The organism is Pontibacter amylolyticus (assembly GCF_014638845.1).
Lineage (GTDB): Bacteria > Bacteroidota > Bacteroidia > Cytophagales > Hymenobacteraceae > Pontibacter > Pontibacter amylolyticus.
In genome coordinates, this window is the sequence record NZ_BMFP01000007.1 from 93,230 (window position 1) to 108,535 (window position 15,306).

The following is a 15,306-nucleotide window of genomic DNA, read 5'->3' on the forward strand; positions in this document are numbered from 1 at the left end:
TTAGATGAGTGAATGGCAGGCTATTATTTTAGCCATAGTTGAAGGACTTACCGAGTTTTTACCTGTATCCTCTACAGGGCACATGATTATCGCTTCGGCCCTGATGGGCATCAATGAGCTACCGATCACCAAGATCTTTGCCGTGAACATACAGTTCGGGGCCATCCTGTCGGTGGTGGTGCTGTACTGGAAGCGCTTTATCAACAGTTTTGCGTTTTACCAGAAGCTGCTCCTGGCGTTTATACCTGCGGCTGTCATCGGCTTTCTGCTCAACGATGTGATCGACGCCATGCTGGGCAGCGTGCTCATCACGGCCGTCATGCTGGTGGCGGGCGGGGTGGTGCTGCTCTTTGTGGACAAGTGGTTCGCCCATGCCCAGGAAAACAACATCACCTACAAGAATGCGCTCGTGATCGGTTTTTTCCAGTGCATCGCCATGATTCCGGGGGTGTCACGGTCGGCTGCTTCTATCATCGGTGGCCTGACGCAGGGCGTTAACCGCAAGGCAGCCGCTGAGTTCTCCTTTTTCCTGGCAGTGCCCACCATGCTGGCTGCTGCCGGCTATAAGCTGGTCAAAGACCTGCTAAAGCTGGAAATATCAGACATCGTTACCCTCGACCTCGTAAAAATCAGGAACAGCTTCGACGTGATCACCGGCGACGACCTCAGATTGCTGCTCATCGGCAATGTGGTCGCCTTTATTGTGGCGATGATTGCGATCAGGTTCTTTATTAACTTCCTGACCAAGTATGGCTTCAAAATGTTTGGCTACTATCGTATCGCACTCGGTATCGCGTTGCTGGCGCTGCTGGCTATGGGTGTTGACTTAAGAGTATAACATGAATTACAACTTTGAAGCAGGCGAGATCCTGTTACTCGATAAACCGCTTACCTGGACCTCGTTTGACGTGGTGAAGAAAGTGCGCAATACCCTCCGCGTCAAGAAGATCGGCCACGCCGGCACTCTCGACCCCCTGGCTTCGGGGCTGCTGATTCTGTGCACGGGCAAGTTCACCAAGCGCATCGACGAGATACAGGCGCAGGAAAAAGAGTATACCGGCACCATCACGCTCGGCCAGACCACTCCCTCCTACGACCTGGAAACGCCCGTAAGCGAAAGCAAAGACATCAGCCACCTTACCCCAGAAGACATACAGGCAGCAGCCAATAGCTTTGTAGGCACCATCGAGCAGATCCCTCCTATTTACTCGGCGGTGATGATAGACGGCAAGCGTGCTTATGACCTGGCCCGAAAAGGCAAGGAGGCCGAAATGAAACCTCGCACTATCACCATCAAGGCCTTTGAGATCACAAACATTGAAGGTGCTGTTATTTCCTTTAAAGTGATCTGCAGCAAAGGCACCTACATTCGCAGTCTGGCGCATGACCTGGGTCAGAAGCTGGGCGTAGGCGCACACCTCTCGGCGCTTGTGCGTACCCGCATCGGGGAGTATAAACTGGAGGACGCCCTCACCATAGACGACATACAGCAGATCAGAAGAGCCCAACTCGAAGCGAATGGAAGTAATTCGTGATATAGCTGATTTTCCAAAACTGAGTTTCCCGGTGGTGACCAGCGGCACCTTCGACGGTGTGCATGTGGGCCATCAGAAGATCCTGCAGCGGGTGAAGGAGCGTGCCCGCCAGTCCAACGGTCAGAGCGTAGTCATCACTTACTGGCCACATCCACGCCTGGTGCTCTTTCCAGAGGACAACGACCTCAAGCTGCTCGCCACCATTGAGGAGCGCGTGGAGCAGTTGCGCAGCTTCGGCATCGATTACCTGCTGATCATCCCGTTCACCAAAGCATTTTCCCGCCTAAGCTCCCGCTCCTTTATAGAAGACGTGCTGGTGAAGGCGATCCATACTAAAGTGCTCGTGATCGGCTACGATCACCGTTTCGGCAAGAACCGCGAGGGCAGCTTTGAGCACCTGAAAGCACGCTCCGCGCAGTATGGCTTTGAGGTGGAAGAGATTCCGCGTCAGGATGTGGACGACATCGGCGTGAGCTCCACCAAAATCCGCAGGGCGATCGAGTCAGGTGACATACCGACTGCCAACCGCTACCTGGGCCATACTTATACCTTGACCTCTACTGTGGTGGAAGGCAACAAGCTGGGCCGCACCATCGGTTTCCCGACTGCCAACCTGGCGCTGCCGGCGCCTCACAAGCTTATACCTGCCCATGGCGTGTATGCCGTTTGGGTCAGGCACGACGGCCAGCGACTGCCCGGCATGATGAACATTGGCGTGCGTCCAACCGTGGACGGTGCCCACCTTACCCTGGAAGTGCATCTGATCAATTTCGAGGGCAATCTCTATGGGCAAACCTTAACGGTTGAGTTTGTGGAAATGCTGCGTGAGGAACAAAAATTCGACGGTCTGGATGCTCTGAAGGCACAGTTGGCCAGAGATAAGGAAGCTGCACTGCTTACCTTAGCCTCTTAAGGTATTTCACCTTATCTAAATCCTATTTCACCTAAAAAACGAAAAGCCATACGTTGTGTATGGCTTTATTTCTATCTATATTACCTTTTCTATAGAATCAATCGTTTAACCGCTGCTCATGCAGGTATAGCCATACCTTGCAGGGCGTAAGCACATTATAAACTATGATAAATAAAACTGTTAAGAACGCCCAGGAGGCCCTGCAGGGCGTACAGGACGGCATGACCTTCATGCTGGGAGGCTTTGGCTTGTGCGGTATACCTGAGAACGCCATAAAGGAGTTGTTGCGACTGGGCGTGAAAGACCTGACCTGTATCTCTAACAACGCCGGTGTAGATGATTATGGTATTGGTTTGCTTTTGCAAAAGCGCCAGGTCAAGAAGATGATTGCCAGCTATGTAGGCGAAAACGCTGAGTTTGAGCGCCAGTTGCTGAGCGGTGAACTGGATGTCGAGCTGATTCCGCAGGGCACGCTGGCTGAGCGCATACGTGCCGGAGGCGCTGGTATACCTGCTTTTTTCACCCCTGCCGGCTATGGCACCGAGGTGGGCGAAGGCAAGGAAAGCCGGGAGTTCAATGGCAAAATGTATTTAATGGAGCAATGGCTGAAGGCGGACTTCTCTTTTGTGAAAGCCTGGAAAGGCGACACTGCGGGTAATCTTATCTACAAAGGCACGGCCCGTAACTTCAACCCGATGATGGCCGCCGCTGGAAAAATTACGGTGGCGGAGGTAGAGGAGCTGGTACCCGCCGGCGAACTGGATCCGAATATGATCCACACACCGGGCATCTACGTGCAGCGCATTTTCCAGGGCGAGAAGTACGAGAAGCGTATTGAACAGCGCACAGTTAGAACTGCTTAACCGACAAAGAAATGGCTTTAGATAAAAATCAGATAGCGAAACGAATCGCAAAAGAAGTAAAGAACGGGATGTACGTCAACCTGGGCATCGGTATACCTACGCTGGTGGCCAACTACATTCCCGAGGGTGTGGAAGTGGTGCTGCAGTCAGAAAACGGACTGCTGGGCATGGGCCCCTTCCCTACTGAAGACAAAGTAGACGCTGACCTGATCAATGCCGGCAAGCAGACCATCACGACGCTACCGGGCTCGTCTATCTTCAGCTCTGCGGAGAGTTTTGGCATGATCCGGGGTGAGCACGTGGACCTGACGATCCTGGGCGCCATGGAGGTGTCAGAACAGGGTGATATTGCCAACTGGAAGATACCGGGCAAGATGGTGAAAGGTATGGGTGGCGCCATGGACCTGGTGGCCTCTGCCAAAAACATCATTGTGGCGATGCAGCACACCGCCCGCGATGGTTCCTCCAAACTGCTCAAAGAATGCACGCTGCCGATTACGGGCATTAAGTGCATCAAGAAGATGGTGACTGACCTGGCCGTGCTCGAGGTGACGGGGGAGGGTTTCAGACTGTTGGAGCGGGCACCTGGCGTGACGGTCGAAGAAATTCAAAAGGCTACCGAAGGGCGCCTGATCGTGGAAGGAGACATCCCGGAAGTGCAAGTCTAACCAGCTATACCTCTTATATGAAAAGCGCAGTGTCAAAGCTGCGCTTTTTCTTTTTAAATTTGTCCGAAAGCGGAAATTCCTGCTTTCAATTAAAATATCATATCAAAACGATACTTGCTTCACGTATACCCGTAGCAAGCAACCCCAAACCTGACCTATGAGTGAAAAGATAGAAGCAAACTCTGAGCACCGGCTGTTATTGCGCCAGCTGGAGCTCAAAGACTACAAAGAAGTAAAAGAGATCATGGACCTGGTGTACTCGAACATCGATGGCGCCTGGACCCGCAAAGAGTTTTCCAACCTGCTCAAAAAATTCCCGGAAGGACAGATCTGTATAGAAGACAAAGGAAAGGTGGTGGCCGTGGCCCTCAGCCTGATTGTGGACTACAGCGTGTATGGCGATAAGCATACCTACGACCAGATCATCGACAAGGGCACCTTTAAGTCGCACGACCCGGAAGGCGAGACCCTGTACGGCATCGACGTGTTCGTTCACCCGGATTACCGCAATCTGCGCCTGGGCCGCCGTCTCTACGACGCGCGAAAGGAAATTTGCGAGAATCTAAACCTGCGTGGCATCATTGCCGGGGGGCGTATACCTGGCTACAAGGACTATGCAGATAAGCTGACCCCGGCCAAGTATATTGAGATGGTCCGCAACAAAGAGCTCTCAGACCCGGTGCTGTCTTTCCAGCTCAGCAACGATTTCCACGTGCGCAAGATCCTGAAAGGCTACCTGCCGGATGATACCGAGTCACGGGCTTATGCTACCCTGCTGGAATGGATCAACGTGTACTATGAGGAAAAGGAAAAGCTGCTGGGTGGCAAGAAGACGGTGGTCCGGATCGGCATTGTGCAGTGGCAGATGCGTGCCGTCAAAGACATAGACGACTTCATGCAGCAGGTGGAGTTCTTTGTTGACACGGTTAGCTCCTACAAGTCCGATATGGTGGTGTTCCCTGAGTTCTTCAACGCACCGCTGATGGCCCTCACCAACGAGGAGTCACCATCGGAGGCTATCCGAAGTATGGCGGAATACACGGATGAGATCCGGGAGCGCATGATACACATGGCCCTCTCCTACAACATCAACATCATTGCGGGCAGCATGCCGGAGTACTACGACAACAAGCTTTACAACGTGAGCTACCTCTGTCGCCGCGACGGCACCTACGACAAGCAGTACAAGCTGCACGTGACGCCGGATGAGTCGCATTACTGGGGTATGCGTGGTGGCCACAAGCTCAAGATATTCGACACAGACATCGGCAAGATCGGTATCCTGATCTGCTACGACGTGGAGTTCCCGGAGCTGGCCCGCATGCTCTCTGACATGGACATGAAGATTCTGTTTGTGCCATTCTGGACGGACACCAAGAACGCTTACCTGCGGGTGCGCCTTTGCGCCCAGGCCCGCGCCATCGAGAACGAGTGCTATGTCGCCATTACGGGTAGCGTGGGCAACCTGCCGAAGGTCGAGAACATGGACATCCAGTACTCCCAGTCAGCCGTCTTCTCCCCCTCCGACTTCGCCTTCCCACACGACGCCGTGGTAGCAGAAGCCACCCCAAATACGGAGATGACCCTGATTGCCGACCTGGACCTGGACCTGCTCAAGGACCTGAATACAGCTGGTAGTGTGCGTAACCTGAAGGATCGTAGAAAGGATCTTTATAATCTGAGTTGGGTGTTGCGGCAGGAGGAGTAACAGTATAGAGCTTACTTAAAGCATAACAGCCCGCTACTTCATCAGTAGCGGGCTGTTATGCTTTATGGTATAAATAAGTAGGCTATGCGCGATTTTTATTGGGTTTTTCTAAACTGAGGGCTATTACGAGTCCAATCAGCAAGCCGATCAAACCACCAATACCACCGTACGTAATCGCTTTTGGTCCAGTGGGCTTCACCCGGGGAATAAAGCCAGTTACAATTTCTACGTTAGCCAGTTTTTCGAGATCCGCTTCCAACTCTACCTGTTCTTTGTACATGGAAATGCTTTCCCGGTAAAGGTTGGTCGGGTCGATTGGCTGGCCATATATAAACCCGTTTACAGGTCCACGGGGTTCACTCACATTGGTCTTAATACTATCGATTGAGTTGATCTCACCTTTCAGTTTAGTGATCATACTCTCAACCTGGCGCTGCCGTATGCGCTTCTGCCGAGCAAAATAGCGGTTGTTCTCCAGGTATTCTGTCAGGGCTGGCTCTAGTCCAATAAACAGCTGTGGATCAAAGAGAGAGAGCTCTATCCGAAACGGGGAGCCTGTCAGGACGCTATCTTCTTCAATACGGTCTTGGTCCAGGTTTGTAAATTTCATTTCCCTGATTTGTCTTGCTGCATCCGGGGTAATGTCCATTCGTTCGGCTACCGCATCAAAGTTCTCTTCGTAAATTAGTTCTGACAACTTATTCAACTGGTCTTCAATAAATTCGTTACGGATATTAGCCAGTACCAATGTCATAGAAGAATTGTAGTAGGGTTTTGATGCTTTTTTGAGCGCATAACCTAAGGCTACTCCTATTAACACACACCCAAGCACGAGCCATTTACGGTACAGAATCGTGCGGAAGGCGTTACTAACTCCTTGTCCAACACGTCTAAATCCCAAATATAGGTTCCTATAAATAAAAGATAGGTCAACTTCTTCGTCTTTGAAGTGTTTCTGCCTGTCCTGTTCTGTTTGCATCTAATATGTTCTTTGAAATACAAAACTATACAATTTAACCGATTGCCCTATATGAAATTTATGAATGGGGCCTGACAATCGGGTGCTTCATTCATTTAAAAGCGGACATGTTGCCTTATAGTATAATAACAATAAAATTTATCGCGTAAAAACTCCATCATTACAATTGGATTAGGCATACAATAGAATTGATTTAGTACCTTTGCGCGCCCAATCTATTCATTATTCACTTTCTTCGGATGTCTACATATTTTGCCAGGTTCATAGACTCAAACAGAGTTAAAATATTACAAAATATTGCCTGGCTGCTTATAGATAAAGGCTTACGCATGGGCATGGGCTTACTGATAGGCGTATGGGTAGCCCGATATCTAGGTCCGGAGCAGTTTGGAAAGCTGAATTACGGACAGGCTTACATTGCCATTTTCGCAGTTCTTGTAAACCTCGGTCTGGACACTACTCTGGTAAAAGAACTTGTCAGCCAGCCAGCAAAGCAAAACAAACTTATCGGTACCAGTTTTATACTTCGAGTGGCAGGTGCACTCTTGGCTATTATGCTGGCTGTACTTGTTTCCTACATCAGCGACTATAAACAGGATCAAACTTCCTTCATTATCATCGCCATACTAAGTACAGGTATGCTTTTTCAGGCGGTTGATGTAGTTGAGCTATACCTACAATCACACCTTCAATCAAAGGTATCGGTTATCCTAAAAAACATCGCATATATTCTATCATCTGCTTTTAAAGTATACCTGCTGCTATATGGCTATGGACTTCTGTATTTTGCTCTTGCCATCGTAATAGACCTAGGTCTTGCCGCCATCTTTTTGGCCGCATACACACAATCTAAGCTGCCGATTCACTTTGGGAAGTGGCAATTTGATAAAGTGATGGCCAGATCACTCCTAACTGATAGCTGGCCCCTAATTGTTTCAGCCCTGGCTGTAATCCTATATATGCGAATGGACCAACTTATGCTTAAGTATATGCTTGGTTCAGCTGCTGTGGGAAACTACTCAGCTGCGGTACGTATTACGGAGATTTTCTTCTTTGTACCCATGATCATCACCAACTCTGTTTTTCCTACGTTAGTGAAAGCCAGAGAACAAAATAACCTGTACCACGCCAAACTAATTAGGTTATACAGTGTGCTCTTATACCTGAGTTTATCCATGGCAATCGCTATTTCGCTGCTGAGTTCGTTTATAATTTATACTCTGTATGGGGAGCAGTATCAGGATGCTGCGGGCGTATTGCAAATTCACATCTGGTCAAGCATATTTGTATACCTCGGAGTAGCTAGCAACCAACAACTCGTTATTGAGAATAAGTCAAAAGTTACACTCTACCGTACCTTCATTGGGTTGACAGTTAATTTATCCCTAAACATCATCCTTATACCGCTCTACGGAGTTATAGGAGCGGCTATAGGGACTATGATCTCTTATGCATCCTCCTCCTTCTTAAGCAACTTTTTATTTAAAAGCACTTTTCATATTAACGTGCTTTATTTTAAATCCATCTTTCCGCTAAGAAAAATAAACAACGAGCCCGATGATCAGCAGATTTAAAGGTGTATCGCCAAATATTGGACCAGGGTTTTGCCGGGATACACCTGGCCACTGTTAATATATTTGATATCTTGATACGTTAATTATTAACAGAAAAAATTTATCTTCTATTGCAAAACCTTAAACACGGTTTTATTATAAAAAGCAGGAATTGAATTAAATTATGTGCACCTCTCCTATTCTTTTTTTGATTTTCAATAGGCCTGATAACACAGCCCGTGTATTCAATGCCATAAGAAAAGCTAGACCAACTAAACTATATGTAGCCGCCGATGGTCCTCGCCCCGGTAATGCATCTGATGCTGACTTGTGCGCGCGAACCAGAGATGAAATAAAAGTGGATTGGGATTGTGAGTTGCACCTGCTTTTCCGGGACGAAAACCTGGGATGTAAAAATGCGGTGAGTAGTGCCATTGATTGGTTCTTCAAACAGGAGCCTGAGGGTATTGTATTAGAGGACGACTGTTTGCCCAACTCTTCATTTTTCCGCTTCTGTGATGAGATGCTAAAAAGATACCGCCATGATGAGAGGGTGATGATGGTTTCGGGTGATAACTTTCAGCCCAAAGAACTTAGGCCTGCTCACAGCTACTACTTTTCAACGTACGCTAATATTTGGGGCTGGGCTTCCTGGCGCAGGGCCTGGGTGCACTATGACGTGAACATCAAACTGTGGCCTACAGTGAAAGAGAAAAAAATACACCGCATGTTCTCCGAAAGTGAACTGATGCCTGAGTTCTGGGAAATGATATTGCAGGACATATATGATGGCAAGCTGAATACATGGGATTACCAATGGAATTTCGCCTGCAAAATAAACCATGGTTTATCGATAGTGCCTAAGTATAACCTAATCTCTAATATTGGTGTTGGGGCTGCTTCAACCCATACAGACGAATCTATGGAAAGCTTTAGCGAACTGGAAACGCAGGAGTTAGAGTTTCCGCTTACACATCCCCAATTCATGTACCCTGATAAGGATGCTGACAAAAGACTTGTTAAACTGCATTACCACCATCTTAAAAAATTGAGGTACAGACACATACTTAAAAAGAAACTACCCAATAACGTACTCCGCTTGTTGACTAAACTCAAACAAAAATCTTGATTTTGGTTATAAGTCAGCTAATCTTAGCCATAAAAAGGCTAATTTAGCTGCACATGCCTTACCTATAACCTGATAAACTGAAAGCAAAGGACAAATGACCTGCAAAATCTGCACGAACAGTACTGCCAAAGTATTTGAAACAACTGTACTGAACAAATATACTGTCAGTTACTTTGAATGTACAGCTTGTGGCTTTATGCAGACAGAGCAGCCTTACTGGCTCAACGAGGCATATAGTAGTGCTATTTCGAACATCGATATCGGTCTGTTGAGCAGGAATATGTATATCCAGCCGATCCTGCTCAATATTATCAATAGTTTTTTTGACAACTCGGGGTCTTTTGTAGACTATGGAGGGGGCTATGGCGTGCTGGTGCGCATGATGCGTGATGCAGGCTATGATTTTTACAGGCAAGACATCTACTGCGATAACATGTTTGCTGATGGGTTTGACGTACAGGACAAACCTGAGAACCAGCGCTATGATCTGGTAACTGCCTTTGAAGTTTTCGAACATCTGGAGAACCCTCTGGCCGAAATCGAAAAAATGCTAACCTATGCCGACAGCATCTTCTTCTCGACCGAACTAGTGCCCCTCGCGCAGGCAAACCCATCGAACTGGTGGTATTTTGTACCTGAGACAGGGCAGCATATTGCTTTTTACAGCTATAAATCGCTTGAACTGATAGCGCAAAAATATAAGCTCAACCTGTACTCAAACCGCAGAAACCTACATTTGCTTACCCCTAAAAAGATCAGTCCGGCTAAATTTAAGCTGCTATCTTCGCCACGAACGGCCAAACTGATGGCTATACTAAGTAAAAAACCTAAAAGTCTGCTGCCTGATGACTTTGACCAGCTGCGCAGCAAATATGCAAGCGCATCAAGATAGTTTTGACACCGTTTCTATATCATATTTCTTTCATTCATGCGTGTGCTGTTTGACCACCAAGCCTTTACTATTCAAAACTTCGGTGGCATTTCCCGTTATTTTATCGAGCTGTTCAACCAACTGAAAACAGTTCCTGAACTTGACCTAAGGCATACAGCGCAGTTCTCTAACAATGGGTATCTTGCCCAGTATGAAGGTATAAGGCGCTTCCCATTTCTGAATACGCAGGGCGATGAGCGTAAACAGGATATGATGCGGCACACTAACAACCTGATTAGCCTGGCCTCACTGGCCACGGGCAGGTATAGCGTGTTCCACCCAACGTACTACGACCCTTATTTTCTGCGATTGAAGAGCAGAAAGCCTTTCGTAGTTACGTTTCATGACATGATCCATGAGCGTTTTCAGCAGGTATACCCCGCGTTGAATACACCACTTATTCTGCATAAAAAATTACTTCTGGAGAAAAGCGCGGCCATCATCTCTGTATCGGAAAGCACTAAACGCGACATACTTAGCCTATACCCACATATTTCGGCCGATAAAATAAACGTAATTCCGCTAGCCAGTTCTTTAAAGATTCCTGAGTCAACGGCTATACCTGCGCAGAAAGGCGATTACCTGCTCTATGTGGGTACCCGGAGTCTGTACAAAAACTTTATGTTTTTTGTGGAGGCCATTACTCCTTTGCTGAAGCGATACAAGCATCTGAAACTGCTGTGCGCCGGAGGAGGGGGCTTTACGGCACAGGAACAGCAGCGCCTGGCTCAATTACAGGTACAGGTGCAGGTACAACAAGTGCCTATCACCGATGAGCGACTTGTCCACTTGTATGCCCATGCGCTGGCTTTTGTGTTTCCGTCGCTTTACGAAGGTTTTGGCATTCCTACAATCGAGGCCATGAGTTGCGGCTGCCCGGTACTGGCCAGCGAGGTTAGTTCGATTCCAGAAGTGGGTGCTGATGCAGCACTCTACTTCTCTCCCACAGATCCGGACTCTATCCGGCAAGCTGTGGAGCAGGTGCTCAACAATAGCACCCTTCGCCAGGAGCTGATTACAGGAGGCTATTCCCGTGCGGCTGCCTTCTCCTGGGAACGTACCGCCGAACTGACAAAACAAGTGTACCACCAATTACAATAGGGCCTGTACCCGCTATACCTGTGACAACTACTGCACCCCTGCTCAGTATTATATCGGTCGTTTACAATGGTGAGGCTGACATGGCAACCACCGTGGAGAGTGTGCTCCGGCATAAAACGCCGCTTGTGGAGTATATAGTGGTAGACGGCGGCTCCACAGACGGCACCCTACAGGTGCTGCAGCAATACCGCTCCGGTATAGATGTGCTGGTATCGGAGCCGGATCGGGGCATTTACGATGCCATGAACAAAGGCTGGGGCCTCGCCCACGGTGCCTATGTGCTCTATATCAACCTGGGCGACGAGTTACTCCAGTTCCCTGAAAAAGAACTGCTGGAGGCGACCGCCCAAGGTATAGACGTGCTGTCTTTCCCGGTGCAGCTCAGCAACGGCCGCACCTTTAAGCCAAAAGCCGGGCCCATGCTGCGCATCAATAACACGCTGCACCACCAGGGCACACTTTACAGAAGAAATCTGTCTCAACGATACGATCTGCAGTATAAGGTGTTTGCCGACTTTAACCTGAATCAGCAGTTATTTAAGCAGGGCAAGCGCATCAAAACATACCCTAATGTGATCAGTAAGCACGATACCGGGGGCGTATCGCACAATGCAAATCACTTTTGGGAAGTATACGCAATTATTGAAAGTAACTTCGGGAAAGTGTATAAGACCATAGCTTTTATTAATTTTAAGTTTTTGGGACTGAAAGGATGGTTGACACGAAAATAAATTTCCTGCTGCTGGTTGTGCTGTACAACAAATCGCTGCAAACTTCCGAAACACTGGGCTCACTGCTAACGCTTAGAGACCAGCTGAAGGGCAGTAAACTCCTGCTATGGGATAATAGCCCAGCTTCTTCTCTTACAAAGCATGAACTAGAGGTATTGCAGAGCAGCTTTACGGAAGTAGAATACGTGTGCACACCCGAAAACCTGGCCCTTTCGGCAATTTACAACCAGGTTTTGCAGCGACAAGAAATGGCTAAGTACGAGGGCCTGGTACTGCTCGACCACGACTCCCTACTGGCCGACAATTTCTTTACCGAGGCCCGCAGCAGCATGGCGCAGCACCCGGATATCAATCTGTTCTTGCCCATCGTTGAGTCGAACAACGAGATTGTGAGCCCGGCTGACTTATACCTTTTTAAAGGTGTGCGCTGGAAACAAAAGCAGACAGGACTAACCAAGGCGAAACATCGTGCGGCAATAAACAGTGGCATGGTGATCCGGGCAAGTTACCTGCAGAACGAATACAAGGGGTACGATGAGCGGCTCAAGTTTTACGGGACCGACACGTATTTCATGAACTGCTATGCCACACAGAACACCTATTTCTATGTACTGAATACCAGTATCCTGCACCAGCTCAACTACTTTGAGAAAGAAGAACTGGATGTGAAGCTGCGCCGCTTCCGCGAAATACGTCGCTCTACGGCCATCCTAAACGAGCAGTCAATCTGGACAAAGGCCCTGACCGAAGTATATCTGCTGGCCTTCTCTGCCTTGCAGGCCGTACGATTCAAAAGCACACGGTTCCTGTATGATCACAAGCGTTAGCACGGTTCTTACTGTTTCGGTATGGCTGGTTGTGGTCATGACGCTTTATGTGCTGCTCTACCGCAAGCATATCTTTTCATTTTACGACCCCCTGCTTTTCTTTCTGCTTACCAACACGCTCACGACCATCCTCATGTTCATGCAAGTGAGCCAGGTGAGTCATTTGGTGTACTTTGTGTTTTGCCAGCTGGCGCTTTGGCTGGGTATTACCAGCTATAGGTATAGGTTGGAGCGTGAAGAGATCATACAGTTCAGTAGCTTCAATATAAAGTTGCTGCAAAGTATAACCTATACCTTGTTTGTGATCTACCTGCTAGCTAACCTGTACGCAGCAAGCCGGGTGGGCTTTCCACTGCTCACCGACGATCCTACGGCGTCTAAAACAGCGGTTTACGTAGGAGGACTCGGTATTGTGCGCCGCATCAATTGGGGAGCCAGCATCTTTCTGTCCTGTGCCTGCTTTGTGATGCTGTTTATCAGTCGACGTAAAGCTCCTTTTGTACTGATCCTGCTGTGCCAGGTGGCCTTTACCATACTTAGCGGATCGAAGGGCGGACTGCTTGCCTTCGTGTTTATGCTGGCCTACATTATCAAGCGTCCGGGCTTTCAGGTACGCATGAACCTGAGTACTCTGAGAAAATACAAGAAATACCTCGCGTACTTTTTCGTATCAGGTGTATCGGTCGCCCTGTTGGTGCTCTACATTGAGCGGGGCAATGTTGGCGGTGCACTTATGGGGCTTTACAACCGGCTACTGCTGTCAGGAGACGTTATCCTCTATTATTATCAGCCACATATTCACCGGCAAATCAGTGAGGCTTTCTCCCCCATCGATTACCTACTGCACGAGTTTAACAGCATCCTGGGCTTGTTCCGCCTGTCTGAATACCAGAATCCTTTAGGTTATGAAATGCTTGTGCTGCACCTAAAGCGCACAGGAGAGGCTATACCCCTTATCCCTATTGGCCCCAATACCCAGTTTTTTGCTAAAGGACAAATCTTCTTTGGGCTTGGAGGTATACTGTACAGCTTGGTGGTCGGCTTGTTAATCGGTTTTTTGCGCAAAGACTTTTTTGTCACCAAGAAGTTCTCCCTGGTTCGCTTCACGTTCGCATATGCACTGGTGGTCATGGCCTTCACCTATGCGATCGAGTCTAACTTATTCGTTTCGCAAGTTTTCGATTTGCTTATCTTTGTGGTGCCTGTGCTTGTACTGTGCTACGGGGCACTCAAAATGAGCGAGGTAGCTCAAACGTTGCATGAAGAAGAAAATAGTTATCTCGGCCATTAACATCCACTACGGCGGCACGCTTTCCATTGTAAAAGCTGCCTTGTCATGGCTCTCCGAGCATGTGGCCGCTGAATATGACATCATTGCACTGGTTCATAACAAAGACCTTTACACGTACTCAAACATTACCTATGTGGAGTTTCCGGACTCACGCCGATCCTGGGTGAAAAGGCTGCAGTACGAGTACTGGCATTTCAGGAAATTGAGCCGGGAGCTGCAGCCCTACCTGTGGTTCTCCCTACATGATACATCGCCGGTAGTGGAGGCCGATATACAGGCTGTGTATTGCCACAATCCGGGACCCTACTACCAGGTTTCCCGCAAAGAGGCCAAACAAGATAAGGTTTTTGCAGCTTTTACCTGGTTTTACAAGTACCTCTACCAGATCAATATTCACGCAAATACCTATGTGGTCGTACAGCAGGATTGGATTCGGAACTATTTTGTAAAAACCTTCAATCTGCCACAGGAAAAGGTTGTTGTCGCATACCCAGATACGAATCCGGCCCCAAAGGCTATACCTGAGTTATCCAGCGCAGCAGAAACAAAAACCATGTTTTTCTATCCGTCTTTCCCGCGTGTGTTCAAAAACTTCGAGCTGATTGGCCAGGCTGTACAGTTGCTCCACGACAAAGGCATTCACAACTTTAAGGTAGTACTGACTGCCGATGGAAGCGAGAATGCCTATGCCCATGATATAAAAAAAGTCTATGCTCACCTGCCGCAAATAAACTGGATTGGTGCCCTGACACGTGAGCAAGTCGATAGCTACTATATCCAAAGCGATTGCCTGATTTTTCCGTCGAAACTGGAAACCTGGGGGCTGCCGATTACTGAGTACAAGCCACATCAAAAGCCCATGCTACTGGCCCGTTTGCCCTACGCCAAAGAGACTGTTGGCAGCTATGAGCAGGTATCGTTCTTCGATCCGCATAATGCTGCTGAACTGGCCGGATTGATGGAGCAGGTTATAGAGCGGAAAATCGCATTTGAAGGCAATCAGGCACCGGCTATTGCACAGCCTTTTACAACCAACTGGTCCGAATTATTTCATTTATTGCTGAGCAAGCGCTAACC

At 48.4% G+C, this 15,306-nt stretch carries 15 protein-coding genes; 14 read left to right on the forward strand and 1 reads right to left on the reverse strand.

The window, feature by feature from the left end; genetic code table 11:
• The first annotated feature begins 4 nt into the window (after positions 1-4).
• The 6 genes from IEV97_RS16780 (at position 5) to IEV97_RS16805 (ending at position 5,687) form a co-directional block, all read left to right on the forward strand.
• Positions 5-838: an undecaprenyl-diphosphate phosphatase gene (locus tag IEV97_RS16780; protein WP_188502654.1), complete on the forward strand. Its 834-nt coding sequence runs from the start codon at positions 5-7 to the stop codon at positions 836-838.
• A gap of 1 nt (position 839) precedes the next feature.
• The gene (gene truB, locus IEV97_RS16785; protein WP_188502655.1) at positions 840-1,535 is read left to right on the forward strand and encodes a tRNA pseudouridine(55) synthase TruB; all 696 of its coding nucleotides are present in this window, start codon (positions 840-842) and stop codon (positions 1,533-1,535) included.
• Positions 1,519-2,448, forward strand: coding sequence for a bifunctional riboflavin kinase/FAD synthetase (locus IEV97_RS16790; RefSeq protein WP_188502656.1), 930 nt, complete (start codon positions 1,519-1,521; stop codon positions 2,446-2,448). Before truB ends, IEV97_RS16790 begins: the two co-directional genes overlap by 17 nt.
• A 164-nt stretch (positions 2,449-2,612) precedes the next feature.
• Entirely contained in the window at positions 2,613-3,311 is a 699-nt protein-coding gene (locus tag IEV97_RS16795; RefSeq protein WP_188502657.1) for a CoA transferase subunit A, read from the forward strand.
• Between the two features lie 11 nt (positions 3,312-3,322).
• Complete coding sequence (locus IEV97_RS16800) at positions 3,323-3,979, forward strand: CoA transferase subunit B (protein WP_188502658.1); 657 nt, start codon at positions 3,323-3,325, stop codon at positions 3,977-3,979.
• Between the two features lie 157 nt (positions 3,980-4,136).
• Positions 4,137-5,687 carry a carbon-nitrogen hydrolase family protein gene (locus tag IEV97_RS16805; RefSeq protein WP_188502659.1) on the forward strand — a complete coding sequence of 517 codons (1,551 nt, stop codon included), beginning with the start codon at positions 4,137-4,139 and terminating at the stop codon, positions 5,685-5,687.
• An 82-nt stretch (positions 5,688-5,769) separates the two neighbouring features.
• Here IEV97_RS16805 and IEV97_RS16810 read toward each other — a convergent pair whose 3' ends face one another.
• On the reverse strand, positions 5,770-6,666 hold the full coding sequence (locus IEV97_RS16810; RefSeq protein ID WP_188502660.1) for a GumC domain-containing protein: 897 nt from the start codon (positions 6,664-6,666) through the stop codon (positions 5,770-5,772).
• Positions 6,667-6,905: 239 nt separating this feature from the next.
• On the opposite strand from IEV97_RS16810, the gene IEV97_RS16815 reads away from it, so the two are divergent.
• From IEV97_RS16815 to IEV97_RS16850, 8 genes are all read left to right on the forward strand, one after another.
• Positions 6,906-8,240 carry a flippase gene (locus tag IEV97_RS16815; RefSeq protein ID WP_188502661.1) on the forward strand — a complete coding sequence of 445 codons (1,335 nt, stop codon included), beginning with the start codon at positions 6,906-6,908 and terminating at the stop codon, positions 8,238-8,240.
• Positions 8,241-8,403: 163 nt separating this feature from the next.
• Entirely contained in the window at positions 8,404-9,348 is a 945-nt protein-coding gene (locus IEV97_RS16820) for a glycosyltransferase family 2 protein (protein WP_188502662.1), read from the forward strand.
• 196 nt (positions 9,349-9,544) lie between these two features.
• Positions 9,545-10,240 carry a class I SAM-dependent methyltransferase gene (locus IEV97_RS16825; RefSeq protein WP_188502663.1) on the forward strand — a complete coding sequence of 232 codons (696 nt, stop codon included), beginning with the start codon at positions 9,545-9,547 and terminating at the stop codon, positions 10,238-10,240.
• 36 nt (positions 10,241-10,276) lie between these two features.
• Positions 10,277-11,380 carry a glycosyltransferase family 4 protein gene (locus tag IEV97_RS16830; protein ID WP_188502664.1) on the forward strand — a complete coding sequence of 368 codons (1,104 nt, stop codon included), beginning with the start codon at positions 10,277-10,279 and terminating at the stop codon, positions 11,378-11,380.
• 20 nt (positions 11,381-11,400) lie between these two features.
• A complete protein-coding gene (locus tag IEV97_RS16835) occupies positions 11,401-12,111 on the forward strand; it encodes a glycosyltransferase (protein ID WP_188502665.1) in 711 nt (236 codons plus the stop codon).
• The gene (locus IEV97_RS16840; RefSeq protein ID WP_188502666.1) at positions 12,093-12,938 is read left to right on the forward strand and encodes a glycosyltransferase family protein; all 846 of its coding nucleotides are present in this window, start codon (positions 12,093-12,095) and stop codon (positions 12,936-12,938) included. Before IEV97_RS16835 ends, IEV97_RS16840 begins: the two co-directional genes overlap by 19 nt.
• Complete coding sequence (locus IEV97_RS16845; RefSeq protein WP_188502667.1) at positions 12,922-14,229, forward strand: hypothetical protein; 1,308 nt, start codon at positions 12,922-12,924, stop codon at positions 14,227-14,229. Before IEV97_RS16840 ends, IEV97_RS16845 begins: the two co-directional genes overlap by 17 nt.
• A complete protein-coding gene (locus IEV97_RS16850) occupies positions 14,198-15,304 on the forward strand; it encodes a glycosyltransferase (protein WP_188502668.1) in 1,107 nt (368 codons plus the stop codon). The genes IEV97_RS16845 and IEV97_RS16850 overlap by 32 nt, the downstream gene beginning before the upstream one ends.
• Positions 15,305-15,306 lie beyond the last annotated feature (2 nt).